The organism is Pontibacter mangrovi (assembly GCF_006385705.1).
Taxonomy (GTDB): Bacteria; Bacteroidota; Bacteroidia; order Cytophagales; family Hymenobacteraceae; genus Pontibacter; species Pontibacter mangrovi.
Window position 1 is genome coordinate 138,359 of sequence record NZ_VFRQ01000006.1, and the last position, 19,175, is coordinate 157,533.

At 56.9% G+C, this 19,175-nt stretch carries 15 protein-coding genes; 5 read left to right on the forward strand and 10 right to left on the reverse strand.

The genetic code is table 11. The annotated features are described in order from the left end of the window. The first annotated feature begins 51 nt into the window (after positions 1-51). The 5 genes from FJM65_RS12445 (at position 52) to FJM65_RS12465 (ending at position 8,054) form a co-directional block, all read left to right on the forward strand. Positions 52-3,144: an efflux RND transporter permease subunit gene (locus FJM65_RS12445; RefSeq protein WP_140621865.1), complete on the forward strand. Its 3,093-nt coding sequence runs from the start codon at positions 52-54 to the stop codon at positions 3,142-3,144. 64 nt (positions 3,145-3,208) lie between these two features. Next, complete coding sequence (locus FJM65_RS12450; RefSeq protein ID WP_140621866.1) at positions 3,209-4,546, forward strand: TolC family protein; 1,338 nt, start codon at positions 3,209-3,211, stop codon at positions 4,544-4,546. Positions 4,547-4,639: 93 nt separating this feature from the next. Then, positions 4,640-5,926: an MgtC/SapB family protein gene (locus FJM65_RS12455; RefSeq protein WP_140621867.1), complete on the forward strand. Its 1,287-nt coding sequence runs from the start codon at positions 4,640-4,642 to the stop codon at positions 5,924-5,926. A 194-nt stretch (positions 5,927-6,120) separates the two neighbouring features. Next, positions 6,121-7,425, forward strand: a complete 1,305-nt coding sequence (locus FJM65_RS12460) for a sugar MFS transporter (RefSeq protein ID WP_140621868.1) — start codon at positions 6,121-6,123, stop codon at positions 7,423-7,425. Positions 7,426-7,607: 182 nt separating this feature from the next. Beyond that, the gene (locus FJM65_RS12465; RefSeq protein ID WP_140621869.1) at positions 7,608-8,054 is read left to right on the forward strand and encodes a DUF2892 domain-containing protein; all 447 of its coding nucleotides are present in this window, start codon (positions 7,608-7,610) and stop codon (positions 8,052-8,054) included. Between the two features lie 95 nt (positions 8,055-8,149). On the opposite strand, the gene FJM65_RS12470 is transcribed toward FJM65_RS12465, so the two are convergent. The 10 genes from FJM65_RS12470 to FJM65_RS12515 all read right to left on the reverse strand — a co-directional run bounded on the left by FJM65_RS12470 (position 8,150) and on the right by FJM65_RS12515 (position 18,880). After that, a complete protein-coding gene (locus tag FJM65_RS12470; protein WP_140621870.1) occupies positions 8,150-9,019 on the reverse strand; it encodes a sugar phosphate isomerase/epimerase family protein in 870 nt (289 codons plus the stop codon). Positions 9,020-9,076: 57 nt separating this feature from the next. Continuing rightward, the gene (locus FJM65_RS12475) at positions 9,077-9,970 is read right to left on the reverse strand and encodes a hydroxypyruvate isomerase family protein (RefSeq protein WP_140621871.1); all 894 of its coding nucleotides are present in this window, start codon (positions 9,968-9,970) and stop codon (positions 9,077-9,079) included. 16 nt (positions 9,971-9,986) lie between these two features. Then, on the reverse strand, positions 9,987-11,273 hold the full coding sequence (locus tag FJM65_RS12480) for a nucleoside permease (RefSeq protein WP_140621872.1): 1,287 nt from the start codon (positions 11,271-11,273) through the stop codon (positions 9,987-9,989). Positions 11,274-11,312: 39 nt separating this feature from the next. Then, a complete protein-coding gene (locus tag FJM65_RS12485) occupies positions 11,313-12,065 on the reverse strand; it encodes a 3-keto-disaccharide hydrolase (protein WP_140621873.1) in 753 nt (250 codons plus the stop codon). 9 nt (positions 12,066-12,074) lie between these two features. Further along, positions 12,075-12,569 carry a c-type cytochrome gene (locus FJM65_RS21445; protein WP_219855983.1) on the reverse strand — a complete coding sequence of 165 codons (495 nt, stop codon included), beginning with the start codon at positions 12,567-12,569 and terminating at the stop codon, positions 12,075-12,077. A gap of 25 nt (positions 12,570-12,594) precedes the next feature. After that, positions 12,595-13,650, reverse strand: coding sequence for a sugar phosphate isomerase/epimerase family protein (locus FJM65_RS12495; RefSeq protein ID WP_140621874.1), 1,056 nt, complete (start codon positions 13,648-13,650; stop codon positions 12,595-12,597). Positions 13,651-13,721: 71 nt separating this feature from the next. Beyond that, on the reverse strand, positions 13,722-14,885 hold the full coding sequence (locus FJM65_RS12500) for a Gfo/Idh/MocA family protein (RefSeq protein WP_140621875.1): 1,164 nt from the start codon (positions 14,883-14,885) through the stop codon (positions 13,722-13,724). A 146-nt stretch (positions 14,886-15,031) separates the two neighbouring features. Beyond that, positions 15,032-15,595, reverse strand: a complete 564-nt coding sequence (locus tag FJM65_RS12505) for a gluconate 2-dehydrogenase subunit 3 family protein (RefSeq protein ID WP_140621876.1) — start codon at positions 15,593-15,595, stop codon at positions 15,032-15,034. A 48-nt stretch (positions 15,596-15,643) separates the two neighbouring features. Beyond that, the gene (locus FJM65_RS12510; protein ID WP_140621877.1) at positions 15,644-17,110 is read right to left on the reverse strand and encodes a Gfo/Idh/MocA family protein; all 1,467 of its coding nucleotides are present in this window, start codon (positions 17,108-17,110) and stop codon (positions 15,644-15,646) included. Between the two features lie 90 nt (positions 17,111-17,200). After that, positions 17,201-18,880: a GMC oxidoreductase gene (locus tag FJM65_RS12515; protein WP_140621878.1), complete on the reverse strand. Its 1,680-nt coding sequence runs from the start codon at positions 18,878-18,880 to the stop codon at positions 17,201-17,203. Positions 18,881-19,175: the final 295 nt, after the last annotated feature.

Here is a 19,175-nt window from a genome sequence, read left to right on the forward strand (position 1 = left end):
TCCCAGCGAGCTTCCGCCCCGCCAGCTCCCGGACCTGAGACCACATAATATATGGCAAGTTTATCAAACATCAGTATAAAACGACCCGTGCTGGCCATCGTGATGAGTATCGCGATTATCGTGTTCGGGTTTATTGGCATTACTTACCTGGGCGTGCGCGAGTACCCCAGCGTGGACCCGCCTATCGTGAACGTGCGCACCTCCTACACGGGTGCCAATGCCGAAACAATAGAGTCTGAGATCACCGAGCCGCTGGAAGAATCCATCAACGGCATTGCCGGCATCCGGACGCTTACCTCCACCAGCAGCGAGGGGAGCAGCAACATTACCGTGGAGTTTAACCTGGACGTGGACCTGGAAACAGCCGCCAACGACGTGCGCGACCGCGTGGCCCGTGCCCAGCGCCGCCTGCCCGAGGATGCCGAGCCACCCACGGTGGCCAAAGCCGACGCCGACGCCAACCCGATCCTCTTCCTGGGCATCCGCAGCGAGAACCGTACGCTCCTGGAGCTTTCTGACATTGGTATGAACGTGTTTAAAGAGCAGCTGCAAACCATACCGGGCGTGAGTGAGATCATGATCTGGGGCGACAAGCGCTACTCCATGCGCCTGTGGATGGACCCCGACAAGCTGGCTGCCCTGCGCGTGACGCCGCTGGAAGTACAGAATGCCCTGGCGCGCCAGAACGTGGAGCTGCCCTCGGGAAGTATAGAAGGTGCCACCACGGAGCTTTCGGTGCGCACCATGGGCCGCATTTCCACGGCAGAAGAATTTAACAACCTGATCGTGCGGCAGGACGCGGACCGCCTGATCCGCTTCCGCGACATTGGCTTCGCCCAGCTTTCGCCGGAGAATGAGAAAACGGTGCTGCGCTACAACGGCATCCCGATGATTGGCGTGGTGCTGGTGCCGCAGCCGGGCTCTAACCAAATAGAGATTGCCGACGAGTTTTACCGCCGCCTCGAGCACATCAAAAAAGACATCCCCGAAGACCTGCAGCTGACCATTGGCTTTGATAACTCCCAGTACATCCGGGCTTCCATTGCCGAGGTGCAGGAAACTATCTTCGTGGCTTTTGGCCTGGTGGTGATCATTATCTTCCTGTTCCTACGCGACTGGCGCTCTACCCTGATTCCGGTGGTGGCCATACCCGTGTCGCTTATCGGCTCCTTCTTTATCATGTATGTGATGGATTTCTCCATCAACGTGCTCACCCTGCTGGGCATCGTGCTGGCCATTGGCCTGGTGGTGGATGACGCCATCGTGATGCTGGAGAACATCTATACCCGGATCGAGAAAGGCGAAAAACCGCTGCAGGCCGCCAAAAACGGGGCGAAAGAAATATACTTTGCCATCATCTCGACCACAGTGGCCCTGGCGGCGGTGTTTATGCCGGTGGCCTTCCTGGAGGATACCACGGGTCGCCTGTTCCGGGAGTTCGGTATCGTGGTGGCCGGTTCGGTGATCATCTCCTCCTTCGTCTCGCTCACGCTCACCCCGATGATGTCCTCGCGCATTCTCAAGCACCGCGAGCGGCCTAACTGGTTCTACCGCAAAACAGAGCCTTTCTTTGTGGCCCTCAACAACGGGTACCGCAGCAGCCTGGAAGCCTTTATGCGCGTGCGATGGATGGCTTTCGTGCTGATTGTGGCGGCGGCCGGTGCCATCTGGTGGCAAATGACCACCCTGCAGTCGGAGTTGACGCCGGACGAAGACCGCAGCGGCTTGCGCATTAGCACCACCGGCCCGGAAGGTGCCTCCTTTGAGTTTATGGACGGGTACATGAACGAGCTGACAGCCCTGGTGAATGACTCTGTTCAAGGCATAGAAAGCATCACCTCCATGACGCGTAACTCCAACTCGGGCTTTATCCGCCTGCGCCTGGTAGAACCGGACCAGCGCGAAAAAACGCAGCAGCAGATTGTAGAGGACCTGCCCAGCCTGATCAACACCATTCCGGGTGCCAGGGCTTTTGCCTCCGGCGACAAAGGCCTGGGCGGCGGCCGTGGCTCGGGGCAGCCGGTGCAGTTCGTGGTGCAGTCGCAGAACATGGACAAGCTGCGCGAGATCATCCCTCCGTTCCTGGAGGCTGCTCAAAGCGACCCGACCTTCAACTTCGTGGACGTGAACCTGAAATTTAACAAGCCCGAGCTGCGCGTGGAGATAGACCGTGAGAAGGCCCAAAGTATGGGCGTGACCGTGCGCGACATTGCCCAAACCATCCAACTCGGCCTCAGCGGGCAGCGCTTCGGTTACTTTGTGAAAGGCGGTAAGCAGTACCAGATCCTGGGGCAGGTAGCCCGCGAGAACCGCAGCGAGCCGCTGGACCTGCGCAGCCTGTACGTTAAAAACAACACAGGCCAGCTCATACAGCTTGACAACCTCATCGACCTGAAAGAGGAAAGCGCCTCGCCGCAGGTATACCGCTTTAACCGCTTTGCCGCCGCTACCTTCAGCGCCTCGCTGGCCAAAGGCAAAACCATCGGCGACGGAGTGGCCGCCATGGACGCTATCGCTGACAAAGTACTCGACGAAACCTTCCAGACATCACTCACCGGCCAGTCCAGGGATTTCTCTGAAAGCTCGGGCAGCCTTCTGTTTGCTTTCCTGCTGGCCCTGGGGCTGATCTACCTGGCGCTCTCTGCCCAGTTTGAGAGCTTCCGCGACCCGGTGATCATCATGTTTACCGTGCCGCTGGCCTTGTCAGGTGCCCTGCTCAGCCTTTGGGCTTTCGGGCAAACGCTCAACATTTTCAGCCAGATTGGTATGATCATGCTGGTGGGTCTGGTTACGAAAAACGGCATCCTGCTGGTGGAGTTTGCGAACCAGCGCAAAGAAGAGGGCCTTTCGAAACTGGAGGCAGCCACCGATGCAGCCGTGTCCCGCTTCCGCCCTATCCTGATGACCTCGCTTTCCACCATACTGGGTACGCTGCCTATTGCGCTGGCCCTGGGTACGGGTGCTGAGAGCCGGGTGCCGATGGGTATTGCCGTGGTAGGTGGCCTGGTGCTGGCCACCGGACTGACGCTTTACGTGATTCCGGCGATCTACTCCTACTTCTCCTCTGCCGAGGCCAACGTGCTCGAAGGCGAAGAAGAGGAAGAGAAAGCCGCCGCCGAGAAGCCGCGCCCGGAGTATGCCTGATCATACTTCAACCAGCCACCTCATTAATTTAGCTAAAGGATTTTAACGCACACTACGAGTATACATGTTTTCATACAGAGCCGCGGCGCTATTCCTGATCGGACTAGCCATACTTATGCCAGGCAAGGCCCTGAGCCAGGAGCAGCTTTCGCTCGAGCAGGCTATCCGCATAGGACTACAGACCAACTATGACATACAGATTGCCAGCAGGCAGGAAGCAGTTTCTGAAAATAACGTCACCCTGGGCAATGCCGGGTTTCTGCCTGCTGTAGACGGCAGGGCTACCCGCACCTTCAGCGAGAACACCTCCCGCCAGGAGTTCCAGACCGGCCCTGACCGGGTGCGCAACGGGGCCAGCTCCAACAACATCGGCTATGGCGTGAGCTTAAACTGGGTGGTGTTCGATGGCTTGGGCATGTTCATCAACCTAGAGCGGCTCAAAACACTGGAGAAATCGGGGGAGCTGTTTACCAAGCAGACGGTGGAGAACACCGTGGCCGACATTACCGCCAGCTACTTTGAGGTGGCGCGCCAGTCTTTCAAGATCAAGGCCCTGCAGGATGCCATCGCTATTTCAGAGGCCCGGGTGGAGATTGCGCAGGCCCAGTACGAGGTGGGCGTGAGCGCCAAGGTGGAGATCCTGCGCGCGCAGGTGGACTATAATGCCGATAGATCAGAGCTGCTGCTGCAGGAAGAGGTGCTGCAGAACGCCAAAATCAACCTCAACCAGCTGCTGGGCCGCGACCCGGACATTGACTTTACCGTCACCGACAGCATCGTGGTGGACCCTACCCTGGAGTATGGTAACGCCAACACCAACCTGTACGCCGCTAACCCGCTGCTGCAGCGCCTGCAGCTGGACAGGCAGCTGGCCCACCTCGACCTCAGGTCCATCCGCGCCAGCCGCTTCCCGACCATCGGCGTGACGAGCAACTATAACTTTAGCCGTAACGAGGCCGAGCCGCTGAACGAGTTCCAGGCAAGGTTTAACCAGAACAGAGGCTACAACTATGGCCTGACACTGAGCGTGCCCATCTTTAACGGCTTTAACCTAAACCGCCAGGCGCAGAATGCCCGCATTAACCTGGAAACCGCCGAACTGGAGTTTAAAAGGGAAGAGAACCGCCTGCAGGCTGACCTGGCCCGGGCCTACAGCCAATACGCCAACCGCCTGAAAATACTGGAGCTGGAGGAGGTAAACGTAAACCTGGCCCAACAGAACGCTGAAATTGCGCTGGAGCGCTATCGGCTGGGGCTGCTGACGGCCATCGAGCTGCGCGAGGCGCAACGCAACGAGCTGGTTGCCTCTAACCGCCTGATTGACATACAGTACCAGGCCAAAGCGGCAGAGGTGGAGCTCAAGCGCCTCTCCAGTACCCTGCTACAGGACCAAGAGCCATAAGGAGCACTTCCCTATCTATTTACAGTATAAAAGTATAGCCGACTGCTATACTTTTATACTGTAAGGCAGTACCTTCAGGGAGCAAAAAAGGCAATGGAATTAGAACTGTTTCAGACACTCGGGATATCGTTGGGCCTGGGCCTGCTCGTAGGCCTGCAGCGCCAGCACGACCAGTCGGAGCTAGCGGGCATCCGTACCTTTCCGCTTATTACGCTGTTTGGTACGGTTAGCGGCTTGCTGGCGCAGGCGTTTGGCGGCTGGATACTGGCCATAGGCCTCCTGAGCCTGGCAGCGCTGGCTGTGGCTGCCAACTTTATCCGCAGCAGGTCCCCTCATTATGATGCCGGCCTAACCACCGAAACGGCGGCCCTGCTGATGTATGCGGTGGGGGCTTACCTGGTGCTGGGCAACAGCACGGTAGCCGTGGCCGTGGGCGCAACTGCCGCCGTGCTGCTCCACCTGAAGGCCGCGCTCCACAACCTGGTCGCCAAGATCGGGGCCGCTGACCTGAGGGCGATCATGCAGTTCGTGGTCATCTCGCTGGTTATCCTGCCTATCCTCCCGGACAAGGCCTACGGCCCTTACCAGGTGCTGAACCCGCACAATATCTGGCTGATGGTGGTGCTGATCGTGGGCATCGGCCTGCTGGGTTATTTTGCTTACAAGGTTTTTGGGCAGCGGGCCGGCACGCTGCTGGGCGGAATACTGGGAGGGCTTATTTCCAGCACGGCTACCGCCGTGAGCTATGCCCGGCGCACCAAAGGCCACCAAAACACCAGCACCATGCTGGCCGCCCTGGTCATTTACATCGCCTCCACCGTTTCTTTCTTCCGCATCATCGCTGAGGTTGCCGTTGTGGCCCCTAAAACGCTGGGCACGGTGGCCCCTCCTTTAGCCGCGGTGCTTCTGCTCATGCTCCTGCTTGGCGGGGCGGTATACTTTTTCAAAGGATCGGATGCCGATAAAATGCCTGAGCAGGGCAACCCGGCCCAGCTTAAAACAGCCCTGGTTTTCGGGGCAGTGTATGCGGCGGTAGTGCTGGCGACGGCTTTTGCCCAAGATAAACTGGGCCGCGACGGACTCTACATAGTGGCTGTTATCTCGGGGCTGACAGATGTGGATGCCATCACGCTCTCCGCCTCCCGGCTGATGCACACAGGTAACATCGAAATGCGCAGCGGGTGGCGGCTCATATTGGTGGCCGCTATGGCAAACCTGGTTTTTAAAGCGGGGCTGGTAGGCATGTTGGGTAGCAGGGCCGTTTTTGCCAGGGTGGCGCTCTTGTTTGCCCTCGTGCTGGCTGCTGGCCTGCTCATCCTTTGGCTGTGGCCGGAGAGCCTTCAGCTGCAACTGGGTATGGCACTGGGCGATGAGCACTAAAGCGATGCCTGCGCTCAATTTGAGGGTTATAACAACAGAAAGCAGATAAGACCTCGGATAATTTCAAAATAAGCTTATCTTGCATATCAGAAGTTCATGTGCCTGCGCCTGCGCTTAGGCTCCAACGAAGCTTCGGAAGCGAAACGATTAACCCTTATACAAACACACCATAACCATAAGCATTCATAATCTCTATGGCAAACACGTCCACACAGTCCAGGCAAGCCACCACCGCGGAGCTTGGCCACAAGTCCGGCTCTAGCAGCGCGATGGCCATCATTGGCTCGCTGTTCTTCATCTTTGGCTTTGTTACATGGCTCAACTCCCTGCTGATCCCCTACCTGGAGATCGCCTGCGAACTCACCAAGTTTCAGTCCTTTTTTGTAACATTCGCCTTTTACATCGCCTACCTGCTCATGGCACCGATCTCTACAAGAGTGCTGAGCAAGTTCGGATTTAAGAACGGCATGTCGGTGGCACTGCTCCTGATGTCTGTGGGCGCCATGCTCTTTATACCTGCCGCCATGACGCGCGTTTACCTGCTTTTCCTGGCCGGTTTGTTTATTCTGGGTAGCGGCCTGGCCATTCTGCAAACGGCTTCCAACCCTTACATCACGATCGTGGGTCCGCCGGAGAGTGCCGCCAAGCGCATCAGCATCATGGGTATCTGTAACAAGCTGGCTGGCGCCGTGGCCCCTATCATCCTGGGCATGTTCCTGCAGCTTGAGAACGCCGACAGGCTCCGCGCCGATATCGCCGGCATGACGACGGCGGCCCGCGAGGCAGCCCTGGACGAGATGGCCCTGCGCGTGATTCCGCCCTACATTGGCATTATCGTCGTATTGGCTGTGCTGGCGATCTGGGTATACAAATCCAGCCTGCCGGAAGTAGACACCGATGAGGAGGATGAGGCAGTGGCCGCCAGCAATACCGGCAAGAAAAGCGTGTTCGACTTTCCGCATGTAATGCTGGGCGTATTCACGCTGTTCCTGTACGTTGGCGTAGAGGTTATTGCCGGCGACTCTATCATTAGCTACGGCTCTTCGCAGGGCATCCCGCTTACCACGGCCAAGTTCTTTACCAGCGCCACGATGGTGTCTATGGTAGTGGGCTATATTATCGGTATTATCGCCATTCCAAAGTATATCAAGCAGGAAAACGCCCTGAAGCTATGTTCCATTGTAGGGGTTGTCTTCTCTGTAGGGGCCATCATGACCTCGGGCTATGTATCGGTTGCCTTTATTGCGCTGCTGGGTCTGGCTAACTCGCTTATGTGGCCGGCTATCTGGCCGCTGGCGCTGGCCGGCGTGGGGCGCTTCACGAAAGCCGCTTCCTCGCTTCTGGTGATGGGCATTGCCGGTGGCGCTGTGTTGCCGCTGGCCTATGGCGCCCTTGCCGACAGCTGGGCACCGCACCAGGCCTACTGGATCATGGTGCCATGCTACCTGTTTATCCTGTTCTATGCCACGGCAGGCCACAAGGTAGGACGAAAACTATAAGGATTATACTTCTTATACTTGAGAGAGGACGGCTCTGCACACGCGGGGCCGTCTTTTTTTATACGTTCCCTTTAGCGATTATACTATCCCCCTTAAATGAGTGGCGGTTAACAGGCACCTCCTAACCTATACTTAACCCAACTTAACTCCGCACAGGCCTCGTATAGCCCTAGAAAAAAGCGATGAAAGAAAAGAATGAAGGGCGCGTCAGGCAAAACACCTCGGAAGCAGTAAACAAGGGAATAGACGCGCAAACGCTTCAAAACATAGACCATTACGGGCACAACGGGCCGGAGCAGATCGCTGCGCGGCTGGAAAGCTTAAACAAGGAGTGGGACGTGGAGCGCATGCTGGAGATACACGGTTCGGCTCTCACGCTGGCTGGCCTGCTGCTCGGCGCTAAAAAAGACAAGCGCTGGCTCCTGCTTGCCGGCATCGGGGCGGGATTTGTGCTGCAGCATGGCCTGCAGGGCTGGTGCCCCTCACTCCCCATCTACCGCAGGCTAGGCTTCCGGACACGCGCCGAGATTGATGAGGAACGGTATGCCCTGAAAGCACTGCGCGGTGACTTTAACCGGGTATTGGGTGCCACTACCGCCGAAGGCGTGATGAACGTCGTCAGGTCCTGACGCTGTCGCGCTGCGACAATTTAGCGCAGGCAAAAAAAGAACAGGGCTTGCCACGTAAGTATGGCAAGCCCTGTTCTTTTAAACGTGAAGTATGGCTACAGCAGATTCTCTTTGATATAGGTATAGCTCTGGCTGATACTCTTGAAAGGATCCATGGAGAAGTTTTCCTGCTCTACGAGCGCATGCTTCAGGCCGGCTTCTTTGGCGTGCTCGAAAATCTCCTTATAGTTGATGGAGCCAGACCCAACCTCGGTGTTCAGTTTCGGGTCGTTCTTATCCATGTCTTTTACGTGCCATAGCTCAAACCTACCCGGATGGGCCTTGAACATGTCTGCCGGCTTTTTATTGCCTCTTACGGCCCAGTACAGGTCCAGCTCAAACTTTACCAGCTCCGGGTCGGTTTCCTGCAGCAGGATATCGTAGCCGGTGGTGTCGCCAAACTGCTTAAACTCAAAGTCGTGGTTGTGGTAGCCCAGCACCAGCCCTTCTGCCTTGCACGCCTCAGCCGCTTTGTTCAGGCGCTGGGCAATGCGCTTGTAATCATCTGCGCTCTGCCGCAGGCCCTCTCCCAGGTAAGGCACGACCACATACTCCATCCCCACTGCCTTGGCGGCGGCAATGTAGCTTTCCAGGTCCTCGTCTTTGCCCTCGCCAATATAGGCGTCCATGCCGAAATGGCCGCTCGGGGATGTCAGGTTATTCTCTTTCAGAAGCTTTGCGAAATCCTCGGCACTGAGGCCCCAGAAGCCGCCCTCTTTAGAGTAGCCGTAGGTTTCCACCTCTCTGTAGCCTGCTTTGGCTACTTTCCCTATCACACCTTTTACATCGTTCGGCAGCTCGTTGCGCAGCGTGTACAGCTGTATACCCACGTTCTTGTTGCCCTCGGCCATTACACAGCCGGGCAGCAGCAGTACGCCGGCCGTCAGGAGGCTTGCCTGCTGCAAAAAATTTCTTCTTGTTGTCATCTTTGGTCTTGCTTGAGGTTGTTTATTTAGGATGAGAGGTTAGAACATAAGCAACGTTTATACATCGCAGATGCGGATGGCTTCCCGCAAAGAGCCCAGTTTGTCCTCGTGGGTTGGGCTGAACTCCTGTGCCACAAAGCCCTTGAAGCCGGTCGCCGCAATGGCTTTCATAATGGCCGGGTAATTCAGCTCCTGCGTGTCGTCTATCTCGTGGCGCCCCGGTACCCCTGCCGTGTGGTAGTGGGCAATGTAGGGGTGGTTATCCCGGATGGTCCGGATCACGTCGCCCTCGTCGATCTGCATGTGGTAGATGTCGTAGAGCAGCTTGAAGTTATCGGACCCGAGCCTTTTGGCCAGTTCCACGCCCCAGGGGGTCTTGTCGCATTGGTAGTCCTGGTGGTCTACTTTGCTGTTGAGCAGCTCCATCACCAGCGTTACCTTGTGCTTTTCGGCCAGCGGCAGCACCTGCTTCAGCCCTTCCTCACAGTTCTGCCAGCCTTCCTCATCGGTTTTGCCCCGGCGGTTGCCGCTAAAGCAAATCAGGTTCTGGTAGCCGGCCTCTGCCACTTTGGGTATCATCTCAGTATAGTTCTTGATGAGTTGGGCATGGAATTGCTTGTCATTCCAGCCGTCCACCAGGTTCAGCTCGGCGCCGTTGCACATGCTCGAGGTGAGGCCATACTTCTGCAACACAGGCCAGTCTTTCGGGCCAACCAGGTCAATGCCTTTCATGCCCATTGCCTTAACCTGCTGGCAAAGCTCCTCCAGCGGCAGATCGCCAAAGCACCAGCGGGCCACCGCGTGGTTGATGTTCCCTTTGAGTTCGCTCATACTTTCTTTGCTGTTTTGGGCGCAGGCCGTAAGTGTCGGCAGTATGCTGGCCGCCGTAAGGGAGGCGGTGCCGGCCATAATCTTTCGGAGCGTGCTTCTGCGGCTCGTGTTGTGTGCCATACTTCTACAATGCTGGTTAAGGTAAGCTGGTCAGTTCCTGTCTTTCCGTTTCGGCGCCGTAGGGCTTGTCTGTCGCCAGGCTGGCCGTGTCTTTTTCATCCCTAAAGAAGATGATGAACAGCACGGCCACGACCGCGGCAATGCCCGCCGGCACCAGCCACACGCTCTGCCAGAAGTTCTCTGCGCCAGCCCCTTTGTAGTACTCACTGATATAGCCGGCCACCCAGAAGCCGATCAGCATGCCCACGCCGTAGGTAGCCAGCGTTACAAGGCCCTGCGCCGAGCTTTTATACTTCTCCCCTGCCCTGGCATCGGTGTAGATCTGTCCGGACACGAAGAAGAAATCGTAGCAGATGCCGTGCAGCGCAATGCCGATGATGAGCATAAAGGAAAGTTCGCCGGCGTTGCCATAGGCAAACAGCACATAGCGCAGCGCCCAGGCCAGCATACCCACCAGGATGGTTTTCTTAAAGCCAAAGCGGGAGAAGAACACGGGCAGCAGCAGCAGGAAGAGTACCTCGGAAATCTGGCCGATCGTCATCTTGCCGGTTGGGTTCTCCAGGCCGATGTCCGTCAGGAAGGGGTTGGCGTTCTGGTAGTAGAAGGCCAGCGGAATGCAGATAAGGATGGAGGCGATAAAGAAGATCAAAAAGTTCTTGTTCTTGAGCAGCTTTATAGCATCCAGGCCCAGAATCTCGGAAATAGAGTTGGCCTTCTCCTGGTTTTTAACGGGCGGCGTTTTGGGCAGCATAAAGCTGTAGATACCAAGTATAAGCGAGGCGATGCCGGCCATCATAAACGTGTTGCGCAGCAGCCCGTCTCCTATACTTGCCGCCGAGTCCCAGTGAAAAATGTAGCTGATCGACAGGCCCGCCGTGATCCAGCCGATGGTGCCCCATACACGGATCACCGAAAACTCTTTCTCCGGGTTCTTCATCTGCCGGAACGAAACAGAGTTCACCAGCGCCAATGTCGGCATGTAGGCGATCATGTAGGCCAGCACGTAGGGGTAAAACTCGCTCACGTCAGCCGAGTTATACATCTGGTACATCAGGAAGGCGCCCACCAGGTGCAGCAGGCCCAGAATCCGCTCCGCGTTAAAATACTTATCGGCAATGAGGCCGATGATGAACGGTGCGATGATGGCCCCAAACGACTGGGTGGAGAAAACACTGGCAGTTTCCAGCTCAGTGGCCTGCAGGTTGTTGCCCAGAAAAGTGCCTAAGGTTACAAACCATGCGCCCCAGATAAAGAACTCCAGGAACATCATGAACGATAATTTAATGCGGGTCAGCGAATTCATGGCGAATGCGTTTAGTGTGAAGGGTAGAGAAGGTGAAAGCTATAGTCGCTTGATGCGGATGTTGCGGTACCATACATTGTCGCCGTGGTCCTGCAGGGCTATTTTGCCGGACTTGAACGTGCCCCAGTTCGGCATGTCTGCAAACTTGCTCTTGGACACCATCTGGCGCCAGTTGTCGTCCCACAGGGTGGTTTCCACTACTTTCTGCCCGTTCTGGTAAAGCTCCAGGTGTCCGTCTTTGCTGATGATCTCTACCTGGTTCCACTCGCCGGCCGGCTTCACGGTTTCTGGGCTGCTGGCAATCAGGTCGTACAGGTCGCCGGCGCGGTGCTTCTCAATCTTGGCGTCCGGGTGCCCCTCGTTGTCGAGCACCTGCATTTCCAGGCCGGTGTTCCAGGTGTAGTGATACTGGGAGGTATCCTCCTGCACATAAAAGATAATGCCGCTGTTGCCGTTCTTGGCTACTTTCCACTCCAACTGCAGGTCAAAGTCGCCGTACTCCTCCTCTGTTACAAGGTCGCCGCCATCGCTGGTTTGCCAGTCTTTTTTATTCGAGGCGTCCAGGTGCAGGGCACCGTCGTCTATTACCCAGGCCTTGCCCACGGAGTCGCGGCCATAGGTGTGCCAGCCTTCGGTTGTTTTGCCGTCAAAGAGCGTGATCCACGCTCCGTTTTCGGCCTTGGTGCTGTCGGCGGATACCTCGGTCATGGCTTCGGATGTGTTTTCAGCGTTTTCGGATTGGCAGGACCACAGCGCGGCCACAGCCAGTATCGGAAGGAAGATTTTTTTCATGTCAGTGGGTTATTTCTTTAAGGATAGAATATAGCGTACCATCTCTTTGGCGTCGTCCTGGCTCAGGTCCGGGTGCGGCGACATAGGCACCTGGCCCCATACGCCGGAGCCGCCCTCTATGATCTTGCCAGCCAGATAATCTATGTTTTTATCGTTGGCCTCATACTTCTCAGCCACCTCTGCGTAGGCCGGGCCCACCAGCTTCTTTTGCTCCTGGTGGCAGGCCAGGCAGTCCGACATGGCGATGAGCTTCTTGCCGTTTTCGTGGTTTTCGGCAGTTGCGGCCTCGCCCTCAGCGCCAAGGCTTCTGTCCGTGCCGATGTTCATGCGGTTGGTGTCTACCTCCGACTGCTTGGCAGCTGCGCTCACAGCCGCCCCGGAGGCCGAGTCCTGCTTGCCGGTAACACTGTAGGCGCCGTCATCTCCTGCTTTGTTTTCCTCAGAGGCGTTGCCGCAGGCCATGGCAAAAACCAAGCAGCCTATCCATAGTATATTCTTTTTCATGCGATGTAGGTGTTGTGGTGGTATGTTATGATAAGCCCAGTATATTTTTGTTCATGCTTTGGTCGATGCCGGAGGCGGCAAAGTCGTCGAAGGCCCGCTCGGTTACCCGGATGATGTGGTCCTGGATAAAAGGCGCGCCTTCGCGGGCGCCGTCTTCGGGGTGCTTCAGGGCACACTCCCACTCCAGCACCGCCCAGCCCTTGTAATCATACTGGGTGAGCCTACTGAATACGCCGTTAAAGTCAACCTGCCCGTCGCCGAGCGAGCGGAAGCGGCCGGCCCGGTTTACCCAGCCCTGGTAACCGCCATACACGCCCTGCCTGCCCGATGGGTTAAACTCGGCGTCTTTCACATGGAACATGCGGATGCGCTCATGGTAAATGTCGATAAACTCCAGGTAGTCCAGCGCCTGCAGTATAAAATGCGAAGGATCGTAGAGAAGGCAGGCACTCGGGTGCTGGTTCACCTCGTCCAGGAACATCTCGTAGGTGATGCCATCGTGAATGTCCTCGCCGGCGTGGGTTTCGTAGCAAAGGTCCACGCCACAGTCCTGGTACACATCCAGGATCGGTGTCCAGCGCTTGCCCAGCTCCTGAAAGCCCGTCTCTACCAGGCCAGCGGCACGCTGCGGCCAAGGGTATACGTAGGGCCAAAGCAAGGCCCCGCTAAAGGTGGCGCAGGCGTTCAGTCCCAGGTTTTGGGAGGCTTTGGCGGCATATTTTAGCTGCTGCACCGCCCACTCCTGTCTTGCCTTCGGGTTGTTGCGGTACGCTTCCGGGGCAAACCCGTCGAACAAGGTGTCGTAGGCCGGGTGCACCGCCACCAGCTGTCCCTGCAGGTGCGTCGACAGCTCGGTTATCTGCACGCCCGATTCCCGCACGATGCCGTTGATCTCGTCGGCGTAGGTTTTACTCTCGGCTGCTTTCTGCAGGTCGATGAAGCGGGGATCGTGTGTCGGGATCTGGATACCTTTATACCCTAAATCAGCGGCCCATTTACTGATGTCTTTCAGGTTGTTGAACGGGGCCTGGTCCTGTACGAACTGGGCGATAAATACAGCGGGTCCTTTTATGGTATTCATAGTTGATGATTACATTTTAAGTGTGGGAATGAGCTTGGCGTGAAGTTCCAGTTACACGTTGCCTCACTCCCTTATGCTTCTATGCTAAAGTTTATCCACTTCTGGTCTGACTTACCGGAAGCGATCACGCCTTCGATAAAGGCCATGCCCCGCACTCCGTCTTCCACGCCCGGGTAGTCTTCCCACTCCGGTTGGGTGGGCTGGCCGGCCAGGTCTGCCTTTACGCAGAGGGCAAAGTTGCGGTACAGGTTGGCGAAGGCCTCCAGGTATCCTTCCGGGTGACCTGCAGGGGTGCGGCTGTTGTGCTGGGCGTAGGAGCTGACGTAGCCCGTGCCGGTGCGCCGGATTTCAGCAGGCTTGTCCAGCCACCTTACTAGCAGCGTGTTCTCATCGCTCTGCTGCCACTCCACGCCGCCGTGCTCGCCGTACACGCGCACTTTCACGTTGTTCTCCTCCCCTGCCGCTACCTGCGAGGCCATCAGCACACCGCTGGCTCCGTTCGCAAACTTCAGCAGCACGGCGCCGTCGTCGTCCAGCTGGCGACCCTCTACCACCGTGTTGATGTCTGCGCAAAGCTTGGATACGGTCAGGCCGCTCACATACTCGGCCAGGTTAAAAGCGTGGGTGCCGATGTCGCCCATAGCCCCCGCTTTGCCGCTTTTGCTGGGATCGGTGCGCCAGGAGGCCTGCTTGTTGTCGCTGCCCTCCTCAAAGCGGCTCAGCCATCCCTGCGGGTATTCCACGTATACTTTCCGGATCTTGCCCAACTGGCCGGATGCCACTACCTGGCGGCCTTCCTTCACCATGGGGTAACCGGTATAGGTATGGGTCAGGCAGAAGCGCTTGCCGGAGGCTTCCACCACCTTTCGCAGCGCCAGCGCCTCCTCTAGGGTAAAGGTCATGGGTTTGTCCAGCACCACATGAAAGCCATTCTCCAAGGCCAGTTTGGCCGGCTCAAAGTGCACATGGTTAGGCGTCACGATGCTGATGACCTGCACCCGCTCCTGCTCGGGCAGTTGTCGCTCCCGTTCAAAAAGCTCGTGGTAAGAACGGTAGACCCGCTCAGGGCTTAGGCCCAGCTCCATGCCACTGGCTTTAGACTTTTCTGGATCGCTGCTGAAGGCGCCGCATACTAATTCATACTCCCCGTCGAGTTGCGCGGCGATACGGTGCACGCCCCCGATAAAGGCACCGGGGCCGCCTCCAATCATACCCAAACGTAATTTATCTGACATGTTTCTTTATCCAAATTTCAACTCCATTCCAGGAGCACGTTCAACAGAAAAACAAAGTATACGCTGCGGCTCATGCCCTGCGTTATACTTTGTCTTGAGTTATACTTCTGCGCTGCCACGATGGTCACGGCGCGAGCAGTTTATACTTAAGTGGCCCAGGCCCGGTCGCCTTTCTTGTAAGGCATGCAGCCGTCGTAACGGCCCGGGGTTTCTACGTAGCGCAGGGCTTTGGTAGCGCCTACTTCCGAGGTAAAGAACCCGAACAGGGTCAGCTCCTTCATCATCCGGAAGTAGTGGTTCGGGGCCTCCGGCGCCTTCTCCGCCTGGTATTTCTGCTGCTCCTGGTCCAGGGCCGTGAGCAGGGCCGTGCGCTGCTTCTGGTCAAGCTTCATGAATTTCTTGCCATACTTGTCTTCGCTGGCTTCGTCTATCTGCGAGATGCCTTTGAGGAAGATGTCCTGGTCCTCTTTGGTGTAGCAGTCCTGCACCATCACCGCCATCAGGCTGCCCACATCGGCGGCCTTTGCGCCCGGGGTGCTGGTCTCAGGCAGTATCGTTTCGCCTACCTCGTTCAGGAAAGCCACCTGGTCTACATCAAACAGGTCGTTTACCTTGGTGGGTTTGGATGTACAGGCTACCAGCAGGTCGGCGCTCACCAGGGTGCCGCCCAGTATCCAGCCTACAGCACTTAATGCTTCTCTTCTGTTCATGTGTTTATACTTAACAGGGGTTCGTTCTTTTCTTAAAAACAGGCTTTATCAGACGCCCAGGGTCCAGCCGCTGCGGTACTCCCGCTTCACGAACTGGTTCGCCTCGTCAAAATTGGTCACGCGCATCTGGTCGTTGTCCCAAAGCAGCGTCAGGTCGCGGCCCGGGTAGCTATAGCCTTTTCCGTCAGCTTTCGGCACGCGGATGTCTATGCCCCTAATGGCCAGGTTTGCCATCAGCAGCGCCTCGGTCAGCGGACCGGCGATCTCAAACGGAGAGCTGACCGCTTTGTTGCCGTACCCTGCCTGGCAAGCCTCCACCCATTGGTTGTAGTGGCCGCCCGCGCTGCCGGGTACGCGCGCTAGTTTATACTTGTCTTTTACCTGAAAGCTTTGGGTGCGGCTTGTTGGCAGCAGTTGCGGGTTTTCGCCGTAGCAGCCCGCCATCATCTTGCCCTTGGTGCCGATAAATAGCGTGCCGTTCTCGCCGTCTCCAAACACTTCATCGGCTCCCAGTTCCTCGGGACGCGTCGGCTGTATGCCGCCGTCCATCCAGTGTACCGTTACCTCGCCTTTTGTCTTGTCTGTCTTTGGGAAGGTAAGGGTAACGTGGCTTGAGGGCGGACAGCTTTGCGGGAAATAGCCCCGCTTAAACTCATCCACGTATACGCTGCCCACGCTTGCCTGCACATCTTTGGCATACTTCAGGTTGAGCACGCTGAACGGCGCCTCCACAATATGGCAACCCATATCGCCCAGGGCGCCGGTGCCATAGTCCCACCAGCCGCGCCAGTTAAACGGCACCAGCTTGTCTACATAATCGGTATAGGGGGCGGTGCCCAGCCACAGGTTCCAGTCCAGTTCCTTCGGCACTTCGGCTTTGGTGCTTGGCCACGGAATGCCCTGCGGCCATACGGGACGGTTTGTCCAGCAATAAACGGTGTGCACATCGCCAATGGCGTTGGAATCGTACCACTCGCGCATTTGCCGCACGCCGTCGCCCGAGGAGCCCTGGTTGCCCATCTGCGTCACCACTTTGTAGCGCTTGGCGGCATCGGTCAGCATACGGGCCTCGTAAATGTCGTGCGTCAGGGGCTTTTGCACATACACGTGCTTGCCTAGTTGCATGGCCGCCATGGCCACCACGGCATGGTTATGGTCCGGTGTGGACACGGTGACGGCATCAAAGTTTTTCCCTTCCTTTTCAAACAGCTCGCGCCAGTCTTTGTAGTACTTGGCGTTCGGAAACTTCTGCCGTGATTTTTCAGACCTGCGGTCATCCACGTCGCAAAGGAAGCCGATGTCGGCCTTGCCGCTGTTAAACACGCCGGCCACATCGTTGCCGCCCATGCCGCCTACACCAACGCCAGCCACCACCAGCTTATCGCTTGGAGCTATAAAACCTTTGCCCAGCACATGGCGGGGCACAATAAAGAAACCGGCTGCGGCCAGTGCGCCGGCTTTCATAAAGTTTCTTCTGGAGCTGTTAGGGGTGTTCGGGTCTTTGTTCTCAGACATAGTTGTGTCGGCTAAGATGCATAATAGGAAGTATAGAAACGTCCTGCCGGCTAGCGCCCGCGGTGGGCGCTAGCCGGCAGGAAATTAAAATCAGATATTCTGGCGTTTCAACTCTCCCACCGCGTGGTCTACCGCCCGGGCTGTGAGGGCCATGTAGGTCAGCGACGGGTTCTGGCAACCGGCCGAGGTCATGGCAGCGCCATCGGTCACGTATACGTTTGGCGCATCCCATACCTGGTTGTGGGCGTTCAGCACGGAGGATTTAGGGTCGCGGCCCATGCGCGCCGTGCCCATCTCGTGTATGCCCTGCCCCAGCGCGTAGCCGGCATCGTAGGTATGCACGTCCTTCAGACCGGCGGCCTCCAGCATTTCCTGGGCATCGGCCATCATGTCCTTGCGCATCTTCTTCTCGTTTTCCTTTATCTCGGCATCGATGGCCAGCACCGGCAGCCCCCACTTGTCTTTTTTGTCTTTGTCGAGGGTGACTTTGTTTTCGTGGTAGGGCAGCGTTTCGCCGAAGCCCGTGATGCCCATGGTCCACTGTCCCGGCTCGCTTAGCGCATCTTTCAAATCGCCGCCAATGCCCAACTCGGCAATCTCACGGCCCCAGCCCTCACGGCCCGCACCGCCCTGGTAGCCAAAGCCACGCAGGTAATCGCGCTTGTCGCCGTTCACGTTTCTGAAGCGCGGGATGTAAATGCCGTTTGGCCGGCGGCCGTACACATACTTGTCCTCATAGCCTTCGGCAACGCCGGAGGCACCGGCACGGAAGTGGTGGTCCATCAGGTTGTGGCCCAGCACGCCGCTGCTGCTGCCCAGGCCACCATCCCATACATCAGTGGCCGAGTTCATCAGCACCCAGGTGGTGTTCAGGGTAGAGGCGTTCAGGAAGACGACTTTGGCAAAATACTCGTAGGTCTGGTTTGTCTCAGCGTCCAGCACCTCCACGCCTTTGGCGCGTTTGGTATCCTTGTCGTAAATTACTTTGGTTACAATAGAGAAAGGGCGCAGCGTCAGGTTGCCCGTGGCCATCGCGGCCGGCAGCGTGGAAGACTGCGTGCTGAAATACCCTCCGAACGGGCAGCCCAGCCAGCACTTGTTGCGATACTGGCAGTTGGCACGGTTGTGGTGCGGCTGCGTGATGTTGGCCACACGCCCGATGATCATGTGGCGGTCGCCTTTGTAGTGGTCTTTCAGGCGCTGGGCCACGTCTTTCTCAACGCAGTTCATTTCCATGGGCGGCATAAAATCGCCGTCCGGCAGCTGCGGAATACCGTCGCGGGAGCCGGAGATGCCGGCAAATTTCTCCACGTAGCTGTACCAGGGAGCCAGGTCTTTGTAGCGGATGGGCCAGTCCACGGCAATGCCGTCTTTCAGGTTGGCCTCAAAGTCGAGGTCGCTGAGGCGGTAGCTCTGGCGGCCCCACATTAGGGAACGGCCTCCTACCTGGTAGCCGCGGTACCAGTCAAAGCGCTTGATCTCGGTATAAGGGCTCTCCTTTTCATTCACCCAAAAATCCAGGTTGGTCTCCTGCAGCGGATAGTCGCGCTTCAGCACCGGGTAATCTTCTATCATCTGCTGCGTGCGCCTGCCGCGGTGCGGAAAGTCCCAGGGGTCTTTTCGGGCATTTACGTAGTCTTTCACGTGCTCCACGTTTCGGCCACGCTCCAGCAAAATGGTTTTCAATCCTTTTTCAGTAAGCTCTTTGGCAGCCCATCCGCCAGAAATCCCTGAGCCTACCACAATCGCATCATATACGTTATCCGCCATATGGGTGAATGCTTATAACTAGTTTGGTGGTTAGATTAAATCAAACGAAGAACAAACGATAAGGACCGGCTCCTACAAAGTATAAAAAGCAAAGACAGAAGAAGGTCCAGCTATCGATATGACAACATCAGAGATCAATATATCTGAAATTCAATTTAAAATCAAGTGAGTGATCAGTTTTTTATATGATATTAATTTAAGCCCCTACTGCTATAAGCCTCTTGGTTAGCGGTTAAACATTGTTTTTAAGCAGGGGCCTCCCAATTGCCAAACCTAGCCCAGCCCCGAAAAAAAA

Excerpts from the sequence above, each read along its gene's own strand:
- FJM65_RS12445 (WP_140621865.1), top strand. The coding sequence starts at position 52 with ATGGCAAGTTTATCAAACATCAGTATAAAACGACCCGTGCTGGCCATC.
- FJM65_RS12450 (WP_140621866.1), top strand. The coding sequence starts at position 3,209 with ATGTTTTCATACAGAGCCGCGGCGCTATTCCTGATCGGACTAGCCATA.
- FJM65_RS12455 (WP_140621867.1), top strand. The coding sequence starts at position 4,640 with ATGGAATTAGAACTGTTTCAGACACTCGGGATATCGTTGGGCCTGGGC.
- FJM65_RS12460 (WP_140621868.1), top strand. The coding sequence starts at position 6,121 with ATGGCAAACACGTCCACACAGTCCAGGCAAGCCACCACCGCGGAGCTT.
- FJM65_RS12465 (WP_140621869.1), top strand. The coding sequence starts at position 7,608 with ATGAAAGAAAAGAATGAAGGGCGCGTCAGGCAAAACACCTCGGAAGCA.
- FJM65_RS12470 (WP_140621870.1), bottom strand. The coding sequence starts at position 9,019 with ATGACAACAAGAAGAAATTTTTTGCAGCAGGCAAGCCTCCTGACGGCC.
- FJM65_RS12475 (WP_140621871.1), bottom strand. The coding sequence starts at position 9,970 with ATGGCACACAACACGAGCCGCAGAAGCACGCTCCGAAAGATTATGGCC.
- FJM65_RS12480 (WP_140621872.1), bottom strand. The coding sequence starts at position 11,273 with ATGAATTCGCTGACCCGCATTAAATTATCGTTCATGATGTTCCTGGAG.
- FJM65_RS12485 (WP_140621873.1), bottom strand. The coding sequence starts at position 12,065 with ATGAAAAAAATCTTCCTTCCGATACTGGCTGTGGCCGCGCTGTGGTCC.
- FJM65_RS21445 (WP_219855983.1), bottom strand. The coding sequence starts at position 12,569 with ATGAAAAAGAATATACTATGGATAGGCTGCTTGGTTTTTGCCATGGCC.
- FJM65_RS12495 (WP_140621874.1), bottom strand. The coding sequence starts at position 13,650 with ATGAATACCATAAAAGGACCCGCTGTATTTATCGCCCAGTTCGTACAG.
- FJM65_RS12500 (WP_140621875.1), bottom strand. The coding sequence starts at position 14,885 with ATGTCAGATAAATTACGTTTGGGTATGATTGGAGGCGGCCCCGGTGCC.
- FJM65_RS12505 (WP_140621876.1), bottom strand. The coding sequence starts at position 15,595 with ATGAACAGAAGAGAAGCATTAAGTGCTGTAGGCTGGATACTGGGCGGC.
- FJM65_RS12510 (WP_140621877.1), bottom strand. The coding sequence starts at position 17,110 with ATGTCTGAGAACAAAGACCCGAACACCCCTAACAGCTCCAGAAGAAAC.
- FJM65_RS12515 (WP_140621878.1), bottom strand. The coding sequence starts at position 18,880 with ATGGCGGATAACGTATATGATGCGATTGTGGTAGGCTCAGGGATTTCT.